Annotated in this window: 20 protein-coding genes; 6 read left to right on the forward strand and 14 right to left on the reverse strand. The window is 61.6% G+C overall.

What is annotated here, in order from left to right; translation table 11 throughout:
* Positions 1-7: 7 nt before the first annotated feature.
* From GGR30_RS00765 to GGR30_RS00785, 5 genes are all read right to left on the reverse strand, one after another.
* Positions 8-2,398 (reverse strand): glycoside hydrolase family 3 N-terminal domain-containing protein, encoded by a 2,391-nt coding sequence (locus tag GGR30_RS00765; RefSeq protein WP_183481199.1) that lies wholly within the window; start codon positions 2,396-2,398, stop codon positions 8-10.
* A 23-nt stretch (positions 2,399-2,421) separates the two neighbouring features.
* Positions 2,422-3,585: an ABC transporter ATP-binding protein gene (locus GGR30_RS00770; protein ID WP_183481201.1), complete on the reverse strand. Its 1,164-nt coding sequence runs from the start codon at positions 3,583-3,585 to the stop codon at positions 2,422-2,424.
* A 19-nt stretch (positions 3,586-3,604) separates the two neighbouring features.
* Positions 3,605-4,441, reverse strand: coding sequence for a carbohydrate ABC transporter permease (locus tag GGR30_RS00775; protein WP_183481203.1), 837 nt, complete (start codon positions 4,439-4,441; stop codon positions 3,605-3,607).
* Between the two features lie 4 nt (positions 4,442-4,445).
* The gene (locus tag GGR30_RS00780; RefSeq protein ID WP_183481205.1) at positions 4,446-5,378 is read right to left on the reverse strand and encodes a carbohydrate ABC transporter permease; all 933 of its coding nucleotides are present in this window, start codon (positions 5,376-5,378) and stop codon (positions 4,446-4,448) included.
* A 140-nt stretch (positions 5,379-5,518) separates the two neighbouring features.
* A complete protein-coding gene (locus GGR30_RS00785; RefSeq protein WP_183481207.1) occupies positions 5,519-6,811 on the reverse strand; it encodes an extracellular solute-binding protein in 1,293 nt (430 codons plus the stop codon).
* Positions 6,812-7,144: 333 nt separating this feature from the next.
* Between GGR30_RS00785 and GGR30_RS00790 the strand changes: the two genes are divergently transcribed.
* Complete coding sequence (locus GGR30_RS00790; protein ID WP_183481209.1) at positions 7,145-8,155, forward strand: substrate-binding domain-containing protein; 1,011 nt, start codon at positions 7,145-7,147, stop codon at positions 8,153-8,155.
* An 18-nt stretch (positions 8,156-8,173) separates the two neighbouring features.
* Here GGR30_RS00790 and GGR30_RS00795 read toward each other — a convergent pair whose 3' ends face one another.
* Positions 8,174-10,630, reverse strand: a complete 2,457-nt coding sequence (locus tag GGR30_RS00795; protein ID WP_183481212.1) for a beta-glucosidase — start codon at positions 10,628-10,630, stop codon at positions 8,174-8,176.
* Between the two features lie 275 nt (positions 10,631-10,905).
* On the opposite strand from GGR30_RS00795, the gene GGR30_RS00800 reads away from it, so the two are divergent.
* Positions 10,906-11,205 carry a DUF982 domain-containing protein gene (locus GGR30_RS00800; RefSeq protein ID WP_183481215.1) on the forward strand — a complete coding sequence of 100 codons (300 nt, stop codon included), beginning with the start codon at positions 10,906-10,908 and terminating at the stop codon, positions 11,203-11,205.
* A 120-nt stretch (positions 11,206-11,325) separates the two neighbouring features.
* On the opposite strand, the gene GGR30_RS00805 is transcribed toward GGR30_RS00800, so the two are convergent.
* From GGR30_RS00805 to GGR30_RS00840, 8 genes are all read right to left on the reverse strand, one after another.
* Entirely contained in the window at positions 11,326-12,609 is a 1,284-nt protein-coding gene (locus tag GGR30_RS00805) for an aromatic amino acid transport family protein (protein WP_183481217.1), read from the reverse strand.
* A 401-nt stretch (positions 12,610-13,010) separates the two neighbouring features.
* Positions 13,011-13,778, reverse strand: a complete 768-nt coding sequence (locus GGR30_RS00810; RefSeq protein WP_183481220.1) for an SDR family oxidoreductase — start codon at positions 13,776-13,778, stop codon at positions 13,011-13,013.
* A 72-nt stretch (positions 13,779-13,850) separates the two neighbouring features.
* Entirely contained in the window at positions 13,851-14,603 is a 753-nt protein-coding gene (locus tag GGR30_RS00815) for a copper homeostasis protein CutC (RefSeq protein ID WP_183481223.1), read from the reverse strand.
* Positions 14,604-14,615: 12 nt separating this feature from the next.
* The gene (locus GGR30_RS00820) at positions 14,616-15,821 is read right to left on the reverse strand and encodes an amidohydrolase/deacetylase family metallohydrolase (RefSeq protein ID WP_183481226.1); all 1,206 of its coding nucleotides are present in this window, start codon (positions 15,819-15,821) and stop codon (positions 14,616-14,618) included.
* A 73-nt stretch (positions 15,822-15,894) separates the two neighbouring features.
* Positions 15,895-16,281: a RidA family protein gene (locus GGR30_RS00825; protein ID WP_183481229.1), complete on the reverse strand. Its 387-nt coding sequence runs from the start codon at positions 16,279-16,281 to the stop codon at positions 15,895-15,897.
* A gap of 27 nt (positions 16,282-16,308) precedes the next feature.
* Positions 16,309-17,139, reverse strand: a complete 831-nt coding sequence (locus GGR30_RS00830) for a carbohydrate ABC transporter permease (protein WP_183481231.1) — start codon at positions 17,137-17,139, stop codon at positions 16,309-16,311.
* The gene (locus tag GGR30_RS00835; RefSeq protein ID WP_183482608.1) at positions 17,132-17,992 is read right to left on the reverse strand and encodes a carbohydrate ABC transporter permease; all 861 of its coding nucleotides are present in this window, start codon (positions 17,990-17,992) and stop codon (positions 17,132-17,134) included. The genes GGR30_RS00830 and GGR30_RS00835 overlap by 8 nt, the downstream gene beginning before the upstream one ends.
* A 125-nt stretch (positions 17,993-18,117) precedes the next feature.
* Complete coding sequence (locus GGR30_RS00840) at positions 18,118-19,365, reverse strand: extracellular solute-binding protein (RefSeq protein WP_183481233.1); 1,248 nt, start codon at positions 19,363-19,365, stop codon at positions 18,118-18,120.
* 179 nt (positions 19,366-19,544) lie between these two features.
* On the opposite strand from GGR30_RS00840, the gene GGR30_RS00845 reads away from it, so the two are divergent.
* Genes GGR30_RS00845 through GGR30_RS00860 form a run of 4 tightly spaced genes read left to right on the forward strand, consistent with a single transcriptional unit; the run spans position 19,545 to position 23,727 of the window.
* The gene (locus GGR30_RS00845) at positions 19,545-20,768 is read left to right on the forward strand and encodes a hypothetical protein (protein ID WP_183481235.1); all 1,224 of its coding nucleotides are present in this window, start codon (positions 19,545-19,547) and stop codon (positions 20,766-20,768) included.
* Positions 20,765-21,559, forward strand: coding sequence for an SDR family oxidoreductase (locus GGR30_RS00850; protein WP_183481237.1), 795 nt, complete (start codon positions 20,765-20,767; stop codon positions 21,557-21,559). Before GGR30_RS00845 ends, GGR30_RS00850 begins: the two co-directional genes overlap by 4 nt.
* Before the next feature lies 1 nt (position 21,560).
* Positions 21,561-22,631, forward strand: coding sequence for an ABC transporter ATP-binding protein (locus GGR30_RS00855; protein ID WP_183481239.1), 1,071 nt, complete (start codon positions 21,561-21,563; stop codon positions 22,629-22,631).
* 43 nt (positions 22,632-22,674) lie between these two features.
* Positions 22,675-23,727 carry an alanine racemase gene (locus tag GGR30_RS00860; RefSeq protein WP_183481242.1) on the forward strand — a complete coding sequence of 351 codons (1,053 nt, stop codon included), beginning with the start codon at positions 22,675-22,677 and terminating at the stop codon, positions 23,725-23,727.
* The last annotated feature ends 7 nt before the right edge of the window (positions 23,728-23,734 follow it).

Here is a 23,734-nt window from a genome sequence, read left to right on the forward strand (position 1 = left end):
GTCGTGTTCAGGCCTTCTCGGCGGCGAAGCTGCTCAGCATGCGCCAGTCGGCGGGAAGCTTGCGGCGTTCGCCGGTCACTTCGACGCGGGCCTTCAGCTTGATGTCGCCGCTGGATGCGCCGACCATCAGGGTGAAGAAGCCGGGCTCGACGACGCGATAGCCCTCATAGCCGGTGAAGTTCAGCATGTCGGTCGGCACTTCGAAGGCGACGCGGGCGCTTGTCCCGGGCTTCAGGGCAACCTTGCCGAAGGCCTTCAGCTCCTTGACTGGACGCACCAGCGTGGCGATTTCGTCACGGACATAGAGCTGCGGCACGGCAATGCCGTCGCGATCGCCGGTGTTCTTCACCGTGAAGGAAAGCCGGACGGTGCCCGTTTCGATATCGACAGCCTCGCTCTCGAGCGCCACGTCGGAATAGTCGAACGTGGTGTAGGAGAGGCCGTGGCCGAAGGGATAGCGGCTGCCGAAGTGGCGGGCGATCGGCGTGCCGGAACTCTTGAAGCTGTGATTGTAGAAATAGGGCGCCGCGCCGACATTGTGCGGGATCGACAGCGTCAGGCGACCGGAGGGTTCCACCGCGCCGGTCAGCACGCTCGCCAGCGCCGTGCCGCCTTCCTGGCCGGAGAAGAAGGTCATTACCTGTGCCGCGATCCTGTCTTCCGCACCGCCCAGATTATAGGGACGGCCGGACGAGACGACGACGATCACCGGCTTGCCGGTCTCGATCACGGCATCGAGCAGCTTTTGTTGCACGCCGGGCAGTTCCAGCGTATCGGCGTCCGATCCTTCGCCGACCGTGCCGGTCTGGAAGATGCCGGAGAGGTCGCCGACGCAGACAATGGCGACATCGGCGCTGTTCGCCGCTTCCACCGCGCTCGGGATCATGTCCAGCCGGGTGGAAAGCGAAGAGGCCTGTTCCAGCGAGGTACTGTCGTCCACATCGCCGGGGAAGACCGGCGCACCGGCCTTGCGCTCGTCGAGAATATTGCAGCCACGGGCATAGATGACGTTTTCCGCGCCAAGCTTTGCCCTAAGACCCGCCAGCGGCGTGACGACGCTTTCGACCTCTTCCTGCGCCTCGTTGTGGATCAGGTGAACCGGGAAGGCATAGTCGCCGAGCAGCGCCAGCGGATCATCCGCCGTCGGGCCGATGACGGCGACCTTCTTGCCGGCGGGAAGCGGCAGGATGCCGTTATTGTCGAGAATGGTGACGGATTCTTCCGCCGTCTGCCGGGCGACGTCGATATAGTCCTGACGCTGAAGCACGATCTTGCCATCGTCGGCATAGGGCTTCTCGAACAGGCCGAGACGGAACTTTTCCTTCAGGATGCGGGCGACGATCTCGTCGATCTTCGCCTCGGTGATCAGTCCGCGCGCGAGCGCTTCCTTCAGGTCCTTGGCGCAATCATCACCCGGAAGCTCGATATCGAGGCCGGCATTGAAGGAAAGCGCAGCAGCTTCCGCCCGGTTCTCGGCAATGCCGTGGTGCTGGTAGAGCAGGCTGACGCCGACATAGTCGGCCACGATCAGGCCGTCAAAGCCCCAGTCATCGCGTAGAACCTTGGTCATCAGGTGATGCGAGGCATGGACCGGCTCGCCGTCGATATCGTGATAGGCCGGCATGACCGAACCGGCATTGGCGAGCTTCACCGCCATTTCAAACGGCAGCATGAACATGTCGTTCAGTTCGCGCCAGCCCATGTGCACCGGCGCATGGTTGCGCCCGCCTTCGCTGGCGGAATGGCCCGCATAATGTTTCAGCGTCGCCAGCACGCCGCGATCCTCGCCCTGCAAGCCCTTCACATAGGCCGAGGCGATGACGCCGGTGAGGTACGGATCCTCGCCAATGCTTTCTTCCGTGCGGCCCCAGCGGGCATCGCGGGCCACATCGAGAACCGGGGCGAGGCCCTGATGGCAGCCGATGGCGCGCGATTCCTGGCCGATGGCAGCGCCGACCTTTTCGATGAGATCCGGATTGAAGGTCGCGCCGAAGGAAAGCGAGGAGGGAAACAGCGTCGCGCCCTTGATCATCAGGCCGGACAGGCATTCCTCATGCGACATGACCGGAATGCCGAGCCGGGTCTCCTCGACCATGAATTTCTGCAGCGCGTTCAGCGCCCGCACGCCTTCCGCCGCATCGATGCTGCGGGTGCCGAGCGGGCGGGTGACCTGCCCGAGGCCGGATGACAGCATGCTCTTCAGAGTTTCGGGATCGGTCGATCCGGTGAACTGGTCCGAGCGGGTCCGGTGATTGCCGTCTTCCTCGAGGAACAGCCAGACGGCGTGAAGCTGGCCGATCTTTTCCTCGATCGTCATGCGGTCGAGAAGGTCTGAAACACGAGCCTCGACCGGCTTGGAAGCGTCCTTGTAGACGGGGTTTTTCTGTTCGTTGGTCATTTTGCCATTTCCGTATTTCGTGTTCAGACCGCGTCGGTCTCGGAGAGCTCATGCGGGCCGGGCACGCTCGGCAGATAGGCGAGCGCCTCGCCATCGGCATCGAATAGGTGGCAGGCCGCAGGCTTGACGAAGAAGGCCATCGGCTTTTCCGGCACCTTCAACACATCCTCGGCGACCTTGGCGATCATCGGCTTTTCCGTGCTTTCGTTGAGGTAGAGGTGGCTGTATTCGCCGAAATTCTCCACGGCGCGCACCTTGCGGCGGATCACCTGTTCGCGCGTTTCATCATCGACCGGATGCATGTGCTCCGGGCGGAGGCCAAGCGTCAGTTCGGCGCCGTTCGAAAGACCATCGGTCGAAACCGGGACCTGCAGCAGCTCGCCGGACTGAAGTTTCACCACAGCGCCTTCGGCATTCGCGCTCTCGAGCGTCACCGTGAAGAAGTTCATCGAGGGCGAGCCGAGGAAACCGGCGGCAAACAGGTTTGCCGGGCGGTGGTAGAGTTCCAGCGGCGCGCCGATCTGGGCGATGCTGCCTTTCTTGGTCACGTCCGGGCCTGCGCGCAGCAGCACGATCTTGTCGGCAAGCGCCATGGCCTCCGTCTGGTCGTGGGTCACGTAGATCATGCTGGCTTCCGGATAGTCGCGGTGGAGATTGGCGATCTCGGAACGCATGTGCACGCGCAGCGCCGCATCGAGGTTCGACAGCGGTTCGTCAAACAGGAAGACGGCGGGCTGGCGAACGATGGCGCGGCCGATGGCGACGCGCTGACGCTGGCCGCCGGAAAGCTGCTTCGGCTTGCGGTCGAGCAGCGGTTCGATCTGCAGCATGCGCGCGGCTTCGTTGACGCGCTTTTCGATGTCGGCCTTTGGCGTCTTTGCCTGCTTCAGGCCGAAGGCCATGTTCTCATAAACGCTCATATGCGGATAGAGCGCGTAGTTCTGGAACACCATGGCCACGCGCCGTTCGGCCGGCGGCACGTCGTTCATGATTTCGCCGCCGATCGTCAGGTCGCCCTCGGTGGTTTCCTCGATGCCGGCGATCATCCTCAAAAGCGTGGACTTGCCGCAGCCCGAAGGGCCGAGGAAGACGCAGAACTGGCCGTCTTCGATGTTGAGGTTGATGTCGTGCAGGACGGTGAGCTTACCGAAGCGCTTTTCGACGTTTTCGAGAAGGATCTGTGTCATTGTTGTTACTCCGGTTCCATCAGCCCTTGAGCGAGCCGGCCATCATGCCGTTGACGATCTTTTCCTGGCCGATGGCGTAGACGATGATCAAGGGCAGGGCGGAAAGGGTGACGACGGCCATGATGGCGGGGACATTCGATGCGTACTGGCCCTGAAAGTCCCAGACAGCGAGCGGCAGGGTGCGCCTGTCGGCTGACGACGTCAGCACATAAGCGAAGACGAATTCGTTCCACAGCATGATGCCGTTATAGATGGCGACGGTGGAAAGGCCGGGTCCGGCGAGCGGCAGGAAGATCTTCCAGTAGATCTTGAACGGGCCGCAGCCATCGAGCATGGCGGCTTCCTCGAGTTCCTTCGGCACCTGGCGCATGAACTCCGTCAGGATGAACACCGAGATCGGCAGGCTGATCGCCACATAGGGGCCGATCAGGCCGGCGGGCGTGTCATAGAGCCCCATGGAGCGCGTCATCAGATAGACCGGCACGAGGGTCACATGCAGCGGCACGATCATCCCGGCGACGATCAGCGCGAACAGGCTGTCGGAGAATTTGAACTTCAGCCGCGCCAGCGCGTAAGCGGCCATCGAGGAGAAGAGGAGGATGATGACGACCGAGGTCGTGATCACGAACAGGCTGTTCCTGAGGTAGATCAGGAAGGAACCTTCCAGAACCTCGATATAGTTGGAAAGGTTGAAGCTTTCCGGCAGCGCCCAGACCGGATTGGCGAAGGTCTCCTGCTGCGTCTTCAGGCTCATGAAGGCGACGAAGATGAAGGGGAGCGTGGTGACGGCGAGCCAGAAGGTGCCGAGCACCGGAATGGCGACGCGTCCGACCTTGAAGCCTTGTTTCTTTTTCATCGGATCAGACCTCCGTCTCGAACCGTTTGGACAGGCGGAAGGCGACTGCCGCAATCACGGTGATGATGATGAACATGGCGGCGGCGACCGTGGTGCCGTAACCGAGCTCGAAGGAGGCGAAGACCTGCTTGTACATGTAGCTTGCCATCACCTGGGAGGCGTTTTCCGGCCCGCCCTCGGTCATGACGTAGATGAGGTCGAAATAGCGCATAGAGCCGATGGTCGCGAGCAGCACGGCGGTGCGGAACGTGCCCTGAAGATGCGGCAGTTTCAGCCGCCAGAAGATGGTCGTCTGCGATGCGCCATCAAGCCTTGCCGCTTCGGTGATTTCGCGCGGGAAGGAGGCGAGGCCGGCCAGGAACAGCACCATGTAGAAGGGGATGTTCTGCCACAGCACGACGGCGATGACGGAGCCCAGCGCATAGCGCGGGTCGCCGAGCCAGTCATGGGCCCAGCCATAAAGCCCCATGGCGTCGAGGATGGAATTGATCGGCCCGAAATTCGGATCGTAGATGTTCTTGAACAGGACGCCGAGTGCCACAGAGGACATCAGAAGCGGAATGAAATAGAGGATCTTGAGGATCCGCGATCCCTTGCTCGCCTCATCGAGAACGACGGCCAGAACCAGCGCGATCGGAAGCTGGATGATGATCGAGAACAGCGCCAGCAGGATGTTGTTCCAGGCCGAGTGCCAGAACACGCTGTCGTGCATCAGCCGGACCCAGTTGTCGAGGCCGACGAACTCTGCCGTGTCGCCAAGGCCGTTCCAGTTGACGAAGGACAGCCGGAAGCTGGAGACCAGCGGGTAGAGCAGGTAGACGGCCAGAAAGATGACCGCCGGCGCCATGAACACGAAGGGCGCCGCCTTCTGGGCCATGACCCATTTCTTGCGCTGCCTTTGCCGGTCGGCAGCCGTCCGCGTTATCGCCGTGGACATGATGTTTCCTTTCTCTGCCGCGTTTTCCGGCTTGCCGGAAAACCTCACAAGCGGCATGACGGCCGCCGCCGGTCAGGGCGGCGGCCGATACGGGGCGCGTGCGGATCACGGACGCCTCGGGAGGTTTGGGGTTGAACGTCCTACTGCTGGGCTTCGGCCTGGGCGGCCTGTTCCATTTCGGCGGCTGCCTCTTCCGGCGTGATCGACATGCCGAAGAGCTGCTGGACCGTGTCCTTGTGGACTTCGCCAAGGGCGGGCGGCAGTTCCTGGTCGTACCAGAGCTGGACGCTGCCGGCTTCGCCAACGACATCCAGAACCTTGTTCAGGAAGGGATCGTCCGTGGTGATGCCCTTCAGCGGCATGACGCGCTGGTCGGCGAGACGGGCGGCAGCCGCATCGTCATTGGTGAGATAGGTCAGAAGCTCGAAGGCCTTGTCCTTCTCGGGGCAGGCGGCGGAGATGCTGACATAATTGTCGCCGAGCGTGCCGATGACGTTGGAGGGATCGCCCTTGCCGTCCGGAACGGACGGGAAGGTGAAGAAGTCGACCTTTTCAGCGAATGCAGGGTTCTCGTTGCGGATCGAGGCCATTTCCCAACTGCCCATCAGCTCCATGGCGGCGCGATCTGCGTAGAGCAGGCGACGCGAACCGCCAACGTCATAATCGAGGCCGTTATAACCGCGGGCAAAGGCGTCAGCTTCGACGAGCTCCTGAAGGCGTTCGCCGGCTTCGATGAAGACCGGATCCTCGAACGAGCCGCCTTCCTCGCGGGCGGCAGCCTTGCGGAAGGCTTCCGGGCCGCCGATGCGGTCGGCGAGCAGGACGAAATACATGGACCCTGGCCACTTGTTCTTGTTGGCGAGCGCGAAGGGCGCGATGTTGTTTTCGTTGAGAACGGTGATGACGTTCATCAGCTCGTCCCAGGTTTCGGGCGGCGTGAGATCCAGTTCGTCGAAGATTTCCGTGTTGTAGAAGATCACGGCGACGGCGGTGTTTTCAGCCGGCAGGCCGTAGATCTTGTCGTTGAAGGTCACCGGGCCGAAGCTTGCCGGCACGAAGCGGTCCTTGAATTCCGGATTGGCGTCGAGATAGGGCGTGAGGTCGACCACCTGGTCGGAATCGACATATTCCTTCAGCGGGCCGCCGCCCCAGGAAGCGAAGACGCAGGGCGGCTCGTTGGCGCCGAAAGCGATCTTCAGCTTGGTCTTGTAGGCGTCATTGGCGAAGTGCGAATCCTCAACGACATAGCCGGGATTGGCTTCCTCGAACCGATCCATCGCGTCACGGACGATGCCGGCGGTCGCCGTGTCGGAACGCAGGTCCCAGGAGGTGATCGTCTTGGTGTCCTGCGCCTGGGCAGCGAGCGGCACGAGGGCGGCGACGGCGGCGGAACCCAGAAGACGCGTGAAAGTTCGGGATGGTTTGAATTGCATTGTATCCTCCCATGCAAGACAGTGGTAAACCTTACGACATGAGGTACGTTACCGGTAACGGTACGGGGTGTCAATCGGGTTTCGTTATCCGTAAACATCTGACGGTTTTGCCCTGCGGAACCAGCGCGCGCGTGCCCGGATTTCAGGCCGGGGTGCGCGGGTTTCGCGCGCATGTCGCTATTGTGACGAAACTGTGCTAGTCGAAATATTTGCCCGACGCTTCAGCCGCGAGGGCAGGCAGGAAAGGGGTAAGGCATTGATCGTTCTGGTATCTTCAGGCGGTGCCGGGCGCGCAATGCCGGCGAGGCTGCGCCGGTGGGGGATATTGTGGCTGTGAAGAAACGAGCGGCAACGCTGGCCGAGATCGCGAAAGTCGCGGGCGTCTCGCGGATGACGGCCTCGCGCGCGCTCAACAACCAGCCGGGCGTTTCGGCCGAAACGCGCGAGGATATCCTGCGTATCGCCGACGAGATGGGCTATTCGGTCAACCCCTTCGCCCAGAAGCTTTCCAACGGCCGCTCGCGAATCATCGGAGTGATGGCCGAACTCCACGCGCCCTTTACCAGCGACATCGTGCTCGGCATCAGCGGCGCGGCGAAAAGCGCCGGCTACGAGGCGCTCGTCTATTCGCTGCCCGACCGCGACAGCACCGCGCCGAGCAGCGTGGCGAGCCTGTTGCAGCAGATCGCCGGCGGCATCATCGCCATCCTGCCCTATGAGGCGAGTTACCTGGAACAGATCGCCAGCGAAGCCCTTCCGGTGGTGACGATCGACACGCTTTACGACGATCCGCCGTTCCCCTCGGTCGACGGCGACAGCTATCAGGGCGCGCGGCTTGCCGTGCGCCATCTCGCCGATCTCGGTCACCGGCGCATCGGCTTCATCTCCGGCGACAATCGCCTGCGCTCCGCGCGCGAACGTCTGACGGGCTATCGCGACGCCGTCGCCCAGTTCGACCTTGATCGGGACCCGCAGCTCGTTGTCGACGGCGATTTCCTGCAGAAGAGCGGCTTTGACGCGGCCAAGCGGCTTCTGGCCCTGAAGGATCGGCCGACCGCGATCTTCGCCGCCAACGATATCAGCGCGCTCGGCGCCAGCCAGGCAATGAGAGAGAAGGGGCTTTCGATCCCGGAGGACATGTCGCTGATCGGCTTCGACGACATCGCCATTGCCCAGCAGATGCATCCGCCGCTGACCACCATCCGCCAGCCGCTGCGCCAGATCGGCCGTTCGGCGATGAACACGCTTCTGGCGCGCATCGGCGGGCTTGACGCGCCGAGCAACCGGATCACGCTGCCAACCGAACTGATCGTGCGCCAGTCAACCGCCGCGCCGCGCCGGTAAGAGCGCGACCGGAGGAAGTCAAAGCGGCATCGGCGCGCCTTCGGTTTCCTTCACAAGCGTGGCGATTGTCTTCAGACTTGCCGAACTCTCGCCGACGCTGAGGTCGTATTCGCCCGCCGCAATGCGCCACGCCTTCGCTTCCACGTCGAAATGCGCGAAATCGCGCGGCGAAAGCGCAAGACGCACAGTGCCGCTCTCGCCTGGGGCAAGATCCACCTTGGCGAACGCCTTCAATTCCTTCCGCGGACGCTGCCCGCTACTGTCCTTCGGACAGACGTAAAGCTGCACCACCGTGGAGCCGCGTCGTTCGCCAGTGTTCTCGACCGTCAGGCTGATTGTTGCGGATGCCTCTGCTTCGAAATTCTCTGCCTCGACCACCGGTTCGCCAAGACTGAATGTCGTATAGCTGAGGCCGAAGCCGAAGGGGAAAAGCGGCGCAATCCCGTGGCGGTCATAATGGCGGTAGCCGATGAAGACGCCCTCGCGATATTCCACCTCGCCGTCCTTGCCGGGATAGACGCGCGGATCCTGGCTGTGGGCCGGGTTGTCCGACCATTTCGCCGGAAAGGTCTGGGCGAGGCGCCCGCCGGGCTCAGCCTTGCCGAGAAGCACGTCGGCAATCGCATTGCCCGCTTCCTGGCCGGGATACCAGGCCGAGATCAGCCCCGCCACATCATCAAGCCAGGGCATCTCCACCGGTCCGCCGGTCTGCAGCACGACGATGGTCTTCGGGTTGGCGCGGGCAATCGCGGCAATCAGCGCATCCTGACGGCCGGGCAGCGTGATCGATTCGAGATCGCTGCCTTCCGTATCCCATTCGCCGCTGCGCCCGGCAAAGACCAGCGCGACATCGGCCTTTGCCGCAAGGGCCGCAGCCTCTTCGATCGCCTCTTCGCCGAGCGGCACGGAAATGCCGACGCGGATGGCGGACAGGCCAAGTGCGGAAGCCGGGCGGGTGGCGTATTCGACGACGATCTCGGCGGGTTCTCCGGCGACAAGGTCGACGCTTCCGACAACCTCGTCGCAGCCCTCCTCGAAATAGGTCCGGCCGTGCGTCCAGTTGGTCCAGGCATCGGCCACCAGTTCGCCGTTCACATAGAGCCTGGAAAGGCCGGCCGAGACGAGCCCGACCTGATGGGTCGCCGTCTCCCTGGGAATATATTCCCCGACAAGCCGCGCGGAGAAATGATCCGGCGCGACCTTGCCTTCAGCGACATTGCCGATCCAGATCAGCTCCGCTTCATACTCGGTGGCGGTGAACACCGGTTCGCCCGAGAGCGCGTCATTGTCGAAATAGGAAACCTCAAGCGGGGTCTTCAGCAGCGGCTGGAAGCGGAAATTGGTGCATCCCTCGGCATAGGTCAGGTTTTCCGCGCCAAGGGCTGTGGCAAGACCGTCATAGGGACTGACGCGGTAATGCGGGTTCAACTGGGCGCTGCCGCCGCCCATGATCTGCGCGGTCCTGGCATTGGGGCCGATAACGGCGATGGTCTCCTTGCCCGAAAGCGGCAATACGTCCTCATTCTTCAGGAGAACGGCCGCCTCCGCGCCTGCCTTGCGGATCAGGGCGCGGTGCTCCGGTCGGTCATCAGCCCGTTCGGCGAAGGGCGCGGCACTGCCGAGCGCGCCGGTGCGCTCCATCACCGTCAGGATCGCGCGGACACGGTCCCGGATCGTTTCATGCGAGACCTTGCCGGCCTTGACCGCCTCGATCAGCTTGTCACCCCGGTCACGCGTCGGGCCGGGCATTTCGAGGTCAAGCCCGGCATTGACGGTTTCGACCGTCGAGTGCGAGCCGAACCAGTCGGACATCACGACGCCGTCAAAGCCCCAGTCGCCCCTCAGAACGTCGGTGATCAGCCATTCATGCTCGGAGGCAAAGGTGCCGTTGACCTTGTTATAGGCCGTCATGATGCCCCAGAGATCCGCATCCTTCACCGCGCGCTCGAAGGGCAGGAGATAGACCTCCCGGAGCGAACGCTCGTCGATGACGGAGGAATTCGAGGTGCGGGCGATCTCGGATTCATTGCCGGCGAAATGCTTGGCAACGGCGGAAATGCCCTTTTGCTGCAGTCCTTTGACATAGGCGGAGGCGAGTTCGGCCGTCAGCACCGGGTCTTCCGAATAGCACTCGAAATTGCGGCCGTTGGTGACGGTGCGCTGGATGTTGATGGTCGGGCCGAGCAGCACATGCGCGCCCTTGGACTTGACTTCGTCGGCCAGCGCCGCGCCGATTTCGCCCACCAGCGCCGGGTTCCATGTGGCGCCAATGGCGATGCCGACGGGAAAGGCCGCCGACTTGACGCCGCCGATCAGCGAGCCGCCGCCGCGTGCGCCGTTCGGACCGTCGGTGACGCGGAATTTTCCGATGCCGAGCCTCTCGATTGCCGGCAGCGACCAGAAATCCTCGCCGGACAGCAGCGAGACCTGTTCCTCAAGGGTCATCCGGTCGATCAGTTCATCCAGTGTCGGCATTGCTCGGCTCCCGCAGTGAGAATGAAGGGATGGGAAACCTGCGTTCCCGCGTTCTGACGGGAAAGATAGAGTGGCGCGATGCCCTCGACAAGGAACCGGCCTTGGCGGCGGTGGGGGCAACCGGCCCCGGATGCCGCAAATTCCTGCCGTCATGCCGCCACTCTATTGGTTTTTATTGAGAAAATTGCAGGAACAAAATGCCGGCTCTCCGGTTTTTGAGTGATACCTGCCGGCCAGGGCCGACAGTGGCGCAACAACAAGACGAGGAAAACAAGATGTCGAAGCTTGCCACATTCTGGAGCATCCCCGTTCACGTGCTGACGGCGGACGGCGAAGCCGTGACGATTGAAGGTCCGGAGGACGCAGCGGATTTCCTGCGCGATCATTGCCCGCAGAAGGAAGGCCGTCATTACCGCAGCGCTTCCGGCCTTTGCGCGGAAGCCGCCGGGCACAACGGCAGGCTGGAAGTCTCCCGTGAGGCGTTCATCGCCGCCATGCTGGAAGCGGGTCTGATGCAGCCGGTTCAGCGCGCTCCTGCAGCGAAAGCGGTGGCCACTCCACGCAGTTATGCCTGATCTGCAAGCGCCGAAGCGTTCATCGAGCGCCCGCCTTCCGGTTTTCCGGAGGGCGGGCGTCTTTCTTTCTGGCCTGTTGCGGCCCGGCGCTATCCCTGGCCTTTCGGCCGAAGGTCCTGCCTATCGGAGGATCTGGAAAAAGATCGCGGATACGGCGGCAATGCCGGTGGCCGTGACGAAGATATTGCTGATGTGGCCCTTATACTTCGCCATGGCCGGAACCTTGTGGATGGCATACATGGGCAGCAGGAACAGGATCGCCGCGATAAGCGGTCCGATGAGCGCCTCGATAAGTCCGAGAATGGAAAGATTGAAGATCGCGACGATCCAGACGCTCAGGATGAAGAACAAAACAATGAAAACATTGAGCGCCTTCGGATTCGTCTCGAACCCCATGTTGCGGGCCTGCTGGTTAATGATGCCGCGCATGCCTTCTCTCGCGCCGAGATAGTGGCCGAAAAACGAACTCACGATCGCCGCGAAAGCCACCACCGGTCCCAGAAACGAAATGACCGGATTGTCGAACTCGTTCGCGAAGAAGGAGAGGACGGAAATGTTCTGGCTCTTCGCCTCGGCAAACTGTTCCGGCGTCAGGCACATGATGCATGAGAAGACAAAGAACATCACGAACACCAGAAGCATGGATGCCGTTACGCCGAGAATGGCGTCGCTCTTCCTGACGGCATTCGCGCCATGGTCGCGCCGCTGCAGCTGCGCAAAACTGGATATCGCCGGGCTGTGATTGAATGAAAAAACCAGTACCGGAAGCGTAAGCCAGATCGTGACGATAAAATCCTTCGCGGACGGAACTTCAAAAAGCGCGCCAAAATTCCACCGCGGAATGAGGTAGACGGAAAGGCCGAACAAAATGAGGATCAGCGGATAGACGAGGAATTCCGTGACCTTGAGCATGATATTTTCGCCGGCCATCATCACGCTCATCATCAACAGGATGAGCGACAGGGACAGAAGCCAGCGGGGCGGGGGCTGAAGATGCATCTGGTTGACGATGAAACTGTCAACCGTATTGGTGATGCCGACGCCATAGATCAGCACGATCGGATAGATTGCGAAGAAGTAGAGCACCGTTATCAGGTTGCCGGCAATCAGGCCGAAGTGTTCGTCGACCACATCCGTAATGTCGGACGTCTCGACGCGCGATGAAAGGACAAACCGGGCAAGGGCGCGATGCGAGAGGTAGACCATCGGTCCGATCAGGATCGTCACGGCCAGCAATGGCCAGAAGCCCGATTGCCCGGCGCTGATCGGCAGGAACAAGATGCCTGCGCCCACCGCCGTTCCGAAAAGGCTGATGCTCCAGAGCGTGTCCTTGTGTTCCCAGGAAACCGGTCCCGGGGTTGATATCGGCTGTTGTTTGTCGGCTGGTTCGGGTACGACGGTCATTGTCGGGGTCTCCTTTCGTTCGTCGACTGATCGACGGGTTGGAAGAACCCGGGCGAACAGTCCTGTGCCGGCGGTATCGGGCTGACGAAAGTGGGATGCTTCCGGTCAGCTCTTGTCTTTTTCGATCCGCCGGAGCCGCTTTTTCTCCAGATATACGGCGTTTTGAAGGCAGGCTTTCAAGTCGGCCTGCAAGCGCAATAAGTGCGCCTCTGGTCGCGGCGCTTGATGGATTGGATCAAACGCGACGCTGCCGGTCTCTCGTGTCCGGTTCTTGCGATCACACTCAAAGATTGCGAATGCCTGAACGTCTTGAGGCGCCGGGAATCGGCACGGCGCGCGACGCTTCCGCGCCCCCGGGCCGATGCCGATCCTGTCATGCGTTACCGCGTTCACTGACCCGTTCAGGTCACCAGGCTCTGCCCGCCATCGACGAAGATCGGCGTGCCCGTGACGTGGCGGGCCTTGTCTGAAGCAAGGAACGACACGACGTCGGCGATCTCTTCGGCAGAGCCAGCGCTGTCGCCCGTCAGGGGGATGTGCGTTTCGGCGTCGATCCCGCTCTTTTCGGCGTTGCGGATCTCAGTATTGTCGCCGATCTCGGTATCGATCGCGCCGGGGCAGATGGCATTGATGCGGATTTTCGCCTGGCCGAGCTCGGGCGCAAGCTGTTGCATCATGGCAAGCTGCGCCGCCTTGGTCGCCGAATAGGCGGTGGCGCCGGGGGAGACGAATTTGCGCGTGCCGTTGATCGAGGAGATGATGGTGATGGAGCCGCCGCCGGCCTTCCTCAGATGCGGAACGCTTGCCCTTATGGTCAGGAACGTGCCGCGCAGGTTGACGGCGATCGTCTTGTCGAAATCATCCGGCTCAAGCTCGTCGACCGGGGCCCAGACGCCGTTGATGCCGGCATTGGCGACGACGGCGTCGAGGCGGCCATAGTTGCAAACCAGTTTGTCGAGCGCTGCATCGATCTCTTCGGCGCTGGTTATGTCAGCCGAAAGCGCGAGCGCGGTACCGCCTTCCGCCGTAATCGCGTCGACGGTTTCCTGGTTTTCCTCTGGCGTGTGACCGAGGACGCCGACGACCATGCCGTGGCGTGCCAGCGCGATCGCCGAAGCGCGGCCGATGCCGGAACCCGCCCCTGTCACGAGTGCCACCTTGTTTGTCATGTCTGTAACTCCGCCTGATTGGACTGATGCCCGATCAACTGCGGAGGCGGTGCATCTGTTCCCGCTTGCGGGTCAGGAGATGACAAGCCGTCGAAGCCGTTCCGCCCGTTCGGCGATGGCCGCGCCGTCCAGCACACGACGGATGTATTCGCGCTGGTCATCGCCCTTGCCCATGAAGACATGGGGATTTCTGAAACGCATCGGGCTTTCGCCGTAACCGGTCGCACCGAAATGAAAGTCGACGGCCTTCGGGTCAACCGGGCCGTCAAACAACAGCGTCGGGTCCGGATCGCCGCAAACCATGACGATGATGCGGCCGTCTGCGCGTTTGATCATTCCTTTCAGGATATCGATCCCGTCCCGCGCGCTGGCGCGCTGGCCGGACGACAGAACGCGGTCGACGCCGCAGGCGATCAGATCGTCGATGGCCTCGTCCGGATCGCGGGTCATGTCGAAGGCGCGATGGCAGGTGACGCCCATGGGCCGGGCGGTTGCCACAGCCTCCCTTGTACGCGCGATATCGATGCAGCCCTCCTCGGTGAGAAAGCCGATGACGACGCCGTCGGCTCCGGCGGCCTTCGCTGCTGCGATATCCTCAAGGATCGCGTCAAATTCGCCGTCGGTATAGAGGAAATCGCCGCCGCGCGGGCGGATGATGACGAAGACAGGAATGGCGCATCGCGCCTTGGCCAGGCGGATCTGGGCGATGCTCGGCGTGATCCCGCCTTCCGAAAGCGCGGCGCAGAGCTCCACACGTTCAGCGCCTGCGGCCTCGGCGGCCAGTGCTTCCTCAAACCCTTCGACGCAGATCTCGATCATGCTCATCCGGCCGCGCCCTCAGCAGCAGGCACAACGGGTGAGGAACGGTTCCTCGAAAGGCCGCCGTCCCACCTCCATCGCCTTGCCGCCGAGATAGCAGGCTACGGGCTGGAGCATGCGATTGCCCGGCCGTTCCTCGCCGCGCACGTCCGAGAAAATGAAATCGGCCTCGCAATCATCGAGTACAGAGATATCGGCCGGCGCGCCGACGCCGAGATGGCCGAGATCGGGACGGCGGATCGAAAGGGCAGGGCGGCTGGTCGACATACCGATCACGTCTGGCAGCGACAGTCCGCAATTGTAGAGCTTGCTCATCACATGCAGGAGATCGTAGCCGGGGCCTTCCACGGCGACGACATGCACGTCGGAAGAGATGATGTCGGGCAGAAAATCCTGGCGGATCGCTGGTTCCGCCGTTTCGTAGGAAAAGGCGCCCATACCGTGGGCGATGTCGAACAACACGCCGCGCTTCCTCGCAGCCGTGATCTCGGGAAGGATCTCGCCGTCTTCCGTCAGCGCCGAATTGGGCGAGGGGCGGTAGCAATGGGTGAGGATATCACCGGGTCTCAACATCGAGACAACATCGGCATAGCTTGGCGGCGGGCCGCCGATATGGGTCATCAGCGGCAGGCCGACCTTGTCGGCGGCTTCCAGCGCCAGTTCCAGCGCGCCAAGCGCCAGTTCGCCGGTCGCGGGGCCGCCAATGCGCACCTTCACGCCGATGATCTTGTCGCGGTTTTCTTCGATCTTGGCCACGCAGCGATCCACGGGCAGCATTTCGCGCAGCGTCGCTTCGCCGATGAACAACCCCTTGTCGAAGCCGAAAATGCCGGGAAATGAGATGTTGAGGAAAGCCACGATGCGATAGGGGGAGTTGGCCATGACATAGTCGCGGAACCCGTCATAATTGCCCGCGCCCGCGCTGCCCGCATCGACCAGCGTCGTTATCGCCGAGCGCCGGGCGATCATGTTGGGATCGACGCTGAGCGAGGTTGCCTTGTGGTAGACATGGGTGTGGAGATCGATGAGGCCGGGGGCAACGATCTTGCCTTTGACATCGTGTACGGATTTTGCGCCGGCGACGGGAAGATCGGCTGCGACTTCGGCGATCTTTCCATCTCTGACGGCAACGTCGAAGACGCCATCCAGACCGTTTCTCTCATCAATCACGCGCCCGCCCTTCAGGACGAGGTCATAGGCGGCAGGCGCTGCGGGTTCTGTCATTTCAAAGGACTCCATATCGTGTCCGCCAATTGCCCGCGGCGGATCATTCTTGTTCGTTCGTGGTGCGCGGAAGTTACAAAGGCTTGTAGGCGACGGCCTCGATCTCGACGAGAATATTGATCATCAGCTTTGCTTCGCTTGTCGTGCGCGCGGGGAATTTTCCCGGCGTGAAGAAGGCCGAATAGGCCTTGTTGAAGCGGCCGAAGTCGCGGGCATCATGCAGCCATGCGGTGGTCTTGCAGACGTCCGCCATTTCACAACCGGCAAGCTTCAGCGCCTTTTCGATGTTCTTCATCACCTGCGTTGTCTGCGCCTCGATATCATGGGCGGCCACCGAGCCGTCGTCCATGACTGGCACCTGACCGGAAACGAAGACGAAATCGCCGGCACGGACGGCAGGGCTCAAGGGAGCAGCGCTCGGCGAGGTCTCGGGCGCATGAAAATGTTCGATCTTGGACATGGTGTGTTTTCCTTTGTCTGTTGTCTTTCAGCCCTTCACCGCGCCGCCGGACAGGCCGGTGATCATATGGCGCTGCAGCCACATGAAGACGATGGCGACGGGAATGGTGGCAACGAAAGTGGCCGCCATCACATGATGCCATTCGACCTGGTAGCGGCCAGACGAGAGAGCGGCGATCTTGAGCGGCAGGGTGTAGTGTTCAGAAGAGCGCAGGATGGCGAGCGCCAGCGCATATTCGTTCCAGGCGCCGATGAAGGTGAAGATCGCCGTGACAGCCACCGCAGGCGCCGCCATGGGCACGAAAACGGTTCGGATGGCGTGGAGGGCGGATGCGCCCTCAAGCCAGGCGGCGTGTTCCAGTTCCGCAGGGATGGAGGCGAAGTAGGAGCGCAGCATCCACACGGCAAAGGCGATGTGGAAGCAGCAGTAAAGTACCGACAGCGCGACCAGCGAATCGAGCGCGCCGATGCCGACGACCAGCCGGAAAAGCCCGATCACCAGCACGACCGGCGAGAACATCTGGGTGATCAGCAGGAAGGTCTGGAACGCCGTCTTGCCCTTGAAATCAAGCCGAACCATGGCATAGGCGGCCGGAACCGAGACGAGGATCGTCAAAACGGTGGTCAGTACGCCGACAACCAGCGAGTTCATCAAGGCCGTGCCGAAATCGACCGTCTGCCACATGTCGACGAAGTTTTCCCAGGCGAAGCGGCTGGGGATCCATTGCGTGTCGCCGGAGAGAACCTCGTCGGCCGGCGTCAGCGCCGTGGAAATCATCACCGCGAAGGGAAAGAGATTGATCAGCAGCAGCGGCGAAAGAACGATCCAGTAGATCAGCGAGCGTCGTCTGTCAGGCATTGGCCTCATCCTTTGAAACGAGCCGCAGGTAAAGCGCGGCAAAGGCCAGAAGGAAAACGAACATCAAGAGCGAGACGACGGAGGCTTCGCCGAGCTTTCCGTATTTGAAGGCGATCTTGTAGAGATAGGTCACCAGAATGTCGGTAGAGTTCGCCGGCCCGCCTTCCGTCAGGATCCAGATGATCGGGAAGGAGTTGAAGACGTAGATCACGTTCAGAACAATCGCGATGTTCACATAGGGCTGCATCATCGGCACGGTGATGGTCTTGAAACAATGCCAGTGCGAAGCGCCTTCCATGCGCGCTGCCTCGTAGAGATCGCCGGGAAGCGAGGAGAGGCCGCCGAGGAAGATCGTCGTCGTGAACGGGATCGAGACGATGATGCCGATCAGGATCATGACCGTGAAGGCGGTCGAGCCGCTGGCAAGCCAGACGACGGGGCCGTCGATGACACCGAGTTGTTCCAGAAGGTGATTGAGGTAGCCGGTCTCGCCATTAAGCGCCCAGCGCCAGACGACCGTCAGCAGCGACAGCGATACCGACCAGGGCAGCATGATGATGACGCGGGCAATGGCGCGGCCGTGGAATTTTTCATTCAGGATCAGCGCGATGCCGGCAGCGCAGATCAGCGTTCCGCCGACGACGAGAAGCGTCCACCAGACGGAGCGGATGGCTGCTTCCTGGAACAGATTGTCGGAAAAAACGGCCTCGAAATTGGCGAAATCATTGAGCTTCGTCACCTTGCCGAAGCGGGTGACCTTGCGCAGCGACGTCTGGATCAGTTCCCAGACCGGATAGATGATGATGAAAGCGGAGAGGATGAGGCCGGGCAGGATGAAAAGCACCGGCACCATCTTTTTCTGCCAGGCCGAAAACGGCCCGGCTTCATATTCGGCGGTGGCCGCAATGCCAGCGCCATTCACCCTGTCCGGATTGGGGGCGGAGTGTTGTGAAGAACCTGGCATTGCGGGTTTCTGCCTTACTCGAGGATGTCGTTGACCCGGGTTTCGATGTCGGCAAGCGCCGCCTCCGGTTCCATCTGGCCGAGATAGGTTGCCTGCAGATCGGTGATCGTGCTGTCGGCGATTTCTTCCCAGCCTGCGACGAGGGGCGCGAAGTGAGCGCCGGCGAGCAGGTCGGTGAACACCTTCAGGTCTTCATTATCGGCGAACATCGGCATCGCCGCCTCTTCCTTGTTGACCGGCAGGAAGCCCTCGGCCTCGTCGAACTTGACGCGCTGGTCGGTGGTGAAGAGGAAATCGAGGAAGGCCCAGGCCTCATCCTTCACATCGGAGTTTTCGAACATCACGATCGAGTCGGTCACGCCGTAGGTGGCAGAAGTCGTGCCGGCGGGTACCTTGGCAAGGCCGTAGTTCAGGTCCGGCGCCTGTTCCTTGATCTGGTTGGACAGGAACGGGCCGGTGATGACCATGCCGAGCTTGCCCTGCTTGAACAGGTTTTCGATATCGGCGCGCTGATAGTCGGTGACGCCCGGCTGGGTGAGGCCCTCGTCAATGAGGGTCATGTAGATGTCCATGGCCTTGGCGCCGGCTTCGGTGTTGACGCCGGACATGCCGTCTTCGGTCAGGATCGTGCCGCCATAGCTCCACATCGGGTAGTAGAAATAGACGTCCGTTTCCGTGCTCTTGCCCTGCAGGCCATAGGCAAAGACGCCATCCTTGCCGAGCGCCTTGATCGCCTTGGAGGCTTCGATCATCTCGTCCCAGGTGGCCGGCGGTTCGGAATAACCGGCCTCTTCGAGCAGGTCCTTGTTGTAGAACATGGCGCGCGCCGAGGCAGCGATCGGCAGGCCGAAGGTCGTGCCGTCGACGACCGACGGCGTCAGAAAAGTCTCGAAGAAGCGTCCCTTGAACGCGTCATCCATATAGTCATCAAGCGGTTCGATCACTTCCTGCTCGGCATAATCGAGTATCCAGCGCGTGCCGATGACGGCGAGGTCTGCGTTCACGCCGCCGGAGATGTCGGTCACCAGCTTCTGCTGCAGGCTGGCCCAGGGCACCATTTCGAGTTCGATTTCGGTGTCGGGATTTTCCGCCATGAACGCGTCGGCAGCCTGCTGGAAATACGGCATGGTCTTCGACGAGTATTCCGGGATGGTGACCCGCACCGTATCGGCGGAGGCCGCGCCGGCCGTGATCATGGCAAGCGAGGATGCGGCAAGCGCAAGGCGCACTGCGCGCGGCAGTGCCTTTCTGGTCTGATGCATAATTGTTCTCCAGTTGGTCCCGGCTTTCTGCCGGTGTTCCCCTACAATCGAAAGCGTATGACGAAGCTTCGAAGTTCGTCAATGCAAAAGATACAAAAAAGTGCAAATTGCTATATTGCGCAAATTCGGGTGCTGTGTAAGCTTTCGAGAAAAGAATTGCTCGATCAAGCGGGACAATAATGAAGAGACTGAAGACGGGAACAGAAACGGCAGATTACCGCGCCATGTTTGCCTATACATGGGACGTTGCGGACTGGAACGACGACGCATTTGTCGAGGAATTGCATCGGCTTGGCATGAATACGCTGACCCTTGCCGCAGCCTATCACGCAGGCAAGTTCACCCGGCCGAAGGGCAAGGGATCGAAGGTTTTCTTTCCGCAGGACGGCCATGTCCATTTCCGCTCGAGACGCGAGAATTACGGCCGGATTGCGCCGGATACAGGCGATCTGGCGCAGCAAAACGACATCTTCGAACGGTTTGCGGCGCGGAATGACATCGCGCTCAATGCCTGGACGGTGCTGCTGCACAACAGTTATCTGGGGGAGAAGTTTCCGGACTGCACGGCCGAAAACGCCTTTGGCGATCGCTACCCTTACTCTTTGTGTCCTTCCCACCCGGATGTGCGCGAGTATGCGGTCAATCTCTGCCGCGAAATCGCCGGCAATCCGGGCGTCAGCGGGCTGTCGCTCGAGACGCCCGGCTTCCTGCCGTTCCGCCACGGCTACCATCACGAATTTGCGCTGCTCGGGTCCATGCCGGGTACTGAAACCTATCTGGGGCTTTGCTTTTGCGCAAAATGCGCAAATAATGCGCAAAAGGCTGGTGTAGACTTCGATGGGCTCAAGCGTCGGGTTCAAGGCCGCATCTGCCTTGCTCTGGAAGCCGATTACGAGCCGGACCCCGAAGCCAATCGGGCGCGCTTCGAGGGCGACCTTGTTACCGATCCCGATCTATCCGCTTTTCTGAAGATGCGCTGCGATGTTGTGACCTCGCTTGTCGGTGAAATTCGCGCCGCCGTGCGTGAGGATGCTGCCGTCTACATCATTCCCTCGGTCAACCAGCCGCTCGGTCTTTCCTATCTGGAAGGCTCTGACCTTGCAGCGCTGTCGAAGGCGGCGGACGGGCTGGAGGTGTGTTTCTACCGGCCGCCCCGGCGAACGGCCATGACCGAGTATGACGAGATCCGTCTGCGTTGCGGATCAGACGCCTCCATTCGTGCCGTTTTGCGGCCGGCAGCGCCTGATTATCCGGAGGAGGGCGGGTTTGCCGCGACCGTTGCGGCACTGGCTGACGCAGGCGTCGATGGATTTGGCTTCTACAATTACGGACATGTCCGCCAGAGCGGTCTCGAATGGGCCGGCCGGGCGATGAATGCTTATAAAAACGGGGAACTGACATGAAGAGACTGGAAGGGCGCGTCGCGCTTGTCACAGGCGGCGTCGGTGGTATCGGCACGGCTGTCGTCAAGGACTTTCTGGCCGAGGGCGCCAGGGTGATAATCGCCGATATCAAGCAGGAGGCCGTTGATGCGGCGGTCGCGGGCTACAAGGCTGAAGGCTATCCGGTCGCCGGCGCTGCCGCGAGCATTACCGATATCGACGCCTTGCAGGCTGCCGTCGATGCGGCGGTCGCGGAACTGGGAGATGTCGATATCGTGGTCGCCAATGCCAATACCGGCGGCGCCACGACCACGCTCGACAAGACCTCGCCCGACCGTTTCCGTCAGGACGTCGCCGATAATCTTGCCGGCCAGTACAACACGGTGCGCGTGGTGATCGATGGCATGAAGGCGAAGAAGCATGGCTCGATCGTCATTGTCGGCTCGGTCAACGGGCTCGCCACTTTCGGACAGCCGGCCTATAGCGCGGCAAAGGCCGGGCTTGTCTCGCTGACCCGCACCATGGCGACGGAATATGGCGAGCATAATATCCGCGCCAATATCGTCTGCCCCGGCACGGTGCAGACGCCGGCCTGGGACCATCGTATCGCGCGAAAGCCCGATGTGCTGGACGGGCTGAAGAAGTGGTATCCGCTTTTGAGGGTCGCCCAACCGGTCGATGTCGCCAAGGCGATCACCTTTCTGGCGTCCGACGATGCCGGCTTCATCTCCGGCGTCACGCTGCCCGTTGATGGCGGACTGATGGCCGGCAATCTCGCCATGTCGCGCGAACTGACCCTGGAGGACCAGTAGCATGGCCGATCTCGTCCTCAACCAGATCAACAAGCAATACGGTGACAATCAGGTCCTGTTCGACATCGACCTGCGTATTCCCGATGGCGAATTCGTCGTTCTCGTCGGCCCGTCGGGCTGCGGCAAGTCGACGCTTTTGCGCATGATCGCCGGACTGGAGGACATCTCCTATGGCGACCTCCTGATCGGCGGGCACCGCTCCAATGCCGTGCCGCCGCAGCGGCGCAACATCGCCATGGTGTTCCAGTCCTACGCCCTGTTCCCGCATATGACGGTGCGCGACAACATCGCCTATGGCCCCAAACTGCGCGGCGAAAAACCGGATGAAATCGCCGCCAAGATCGAGCGGGCCGCCGAGATCCTCAACCTGCAGCCCTATCTGGAGCGCTATCCGCGCCAGCTCTCCGGCGGCCAGCGCCAGCGCGTTGCCATGGGCCGCGCGGTGGTGCGCGAACCCTCGCTGTTTCTCTTCGACGAGCCGCTCTCCAACCTTGATGCGCAGTTGCGGGTTCAGATGCGCACCGAGATCAAGGCGCTGCACAAGAAGGTCGGGCGCACTTCCATTTACGTCACTCACGACCAGATCGAAGCCATGACGCTTGCCGACCGGATCGTGGTGATGAATGGCGGGCATATCGAGCAGATCGGCACGCCGCTTGAGCTTTATGATCGGCCGGAAACGCTGTTTGTCGCCCGTTTCATCGGTTCGCCTTCGATGAACCTTCTGGATGCCGAGGTAGTGTCTTCCGATCTCGGGCCCATGGCCGTGCTGGATGATTCGGTGTCGATGACGCTGCCGGAGGGCATCAGGGCCGAGGTCGGCGAGACGATAAAGGTCGGTATCCGACCGGAAAATGTGGAGCTCGCCGACTATGGCGAGGGCCTGCCGCTGGTCGTCGACCTGATCGAGCAGACGGGGGCTGATACTTACGTTTACGGAAAAATCGCCGGCCAGTCGGTGGTTGCGCTTTTCCGCTGGCGTCTGGAGGCTGAATCCGGTTCGACGCTTTATGTGAAGCCGCAGGCTGGCAAGGAACATTGTTTCGATGCCACAAGCGGCAAGCGCATATGACGGGCATGCAGGCGGCCGAAAGGCCGAAGGAAGGACTGATCCATTGAAGACCGAAGACCTCGATACGCCCGTTCCCGTTATTGACCTTGCAATCGTCGATGCCAATCTGAAGCGGATGCAGGATTATTGCGACCGCCACGGCATTGCGCTTCGCCCGCATATCAAGACCCACAAGATCGCGAAGCTGGCCGAGCGTCAGCTTGCACTCGGCGCAAAGGGCATTACCTGCCAGAAGCTGGGCGAGGCCGAAGTGATGGCCGATGCCGGGATTGAGGATATCCTTATCTCCTATCCGCTGATCGGCCCGGTCAAGGCGAAGCGGCTGGCTGCCCTTGCCGGGCGCGCAAAAATGAGCGTGGCGATCGACAGTCTCGTTGCGCTTGAAACCGTGGCGTCTGCGGCGCAGATGGCCAATGCGGATATCGGCGTTCTGGTCGAGTTCGACAGCGGGCTTGGTCGAACTGGTGTCGTCACTGTCGGCGAGGCTCTGGACCTTGCGCAAAAGGTCACGGATACGCCGCATCTCAGTTTCGACGGTCTGATGACCTATCCGGCAAGCGAGGCTTCCGTGCCCTTCATCAAGCAAGCGCGTGATGCCTTCGCCGCGGCCGGCCTCTCCATCCCCAAAGTTTCCGGCGGCGGCACGGCAAATGCCTTCAGGACCCATGAGTTCGGCGTGATCGATGAATTGAGGGTCGGCACCTATCTCTATAATGACCGGATGATGATGGGGGTTGGCCACGCCGAGCTCGAGGATTGCGCCTTCGACGTCGTCGTCACCGTCGTCAGCCGCCCGACGCCCGATCGTGCCATCATCGATGCCGGCACGAAATCGCTGACCAGCGATCCGGCAGGCAAGGGCGGCCCCGGTCACGGCCTGATCCGCGAATATCCCGATGCCGTGATCGAGCGGCTGACCGAGGAGCATGGCATGGTGGATCTTTCCGCCTGCGAGACGAAGCCGGAGATCGGCGAGCGGTTGCGCATCGTTCCCAACCACGTCTGTCCCGTCTCAAATCTCCACGATTCTGTCCTGGTGCTCGAGAACGGCAGCCTCTCCGAATGGCGCGTCGATGCCCGCGGCCTGACGCGATAGGGGAAGT

It is taken from the genome of Martelella radicis (genome assembly GCF_014196625.1).
GTDB classification, from domain to species: Bacteria; Pseudomonadota; Alphaproteobacteria; order Rhizobiales; family Rhizobiaceae; genus Martelella; species Martelella radicis.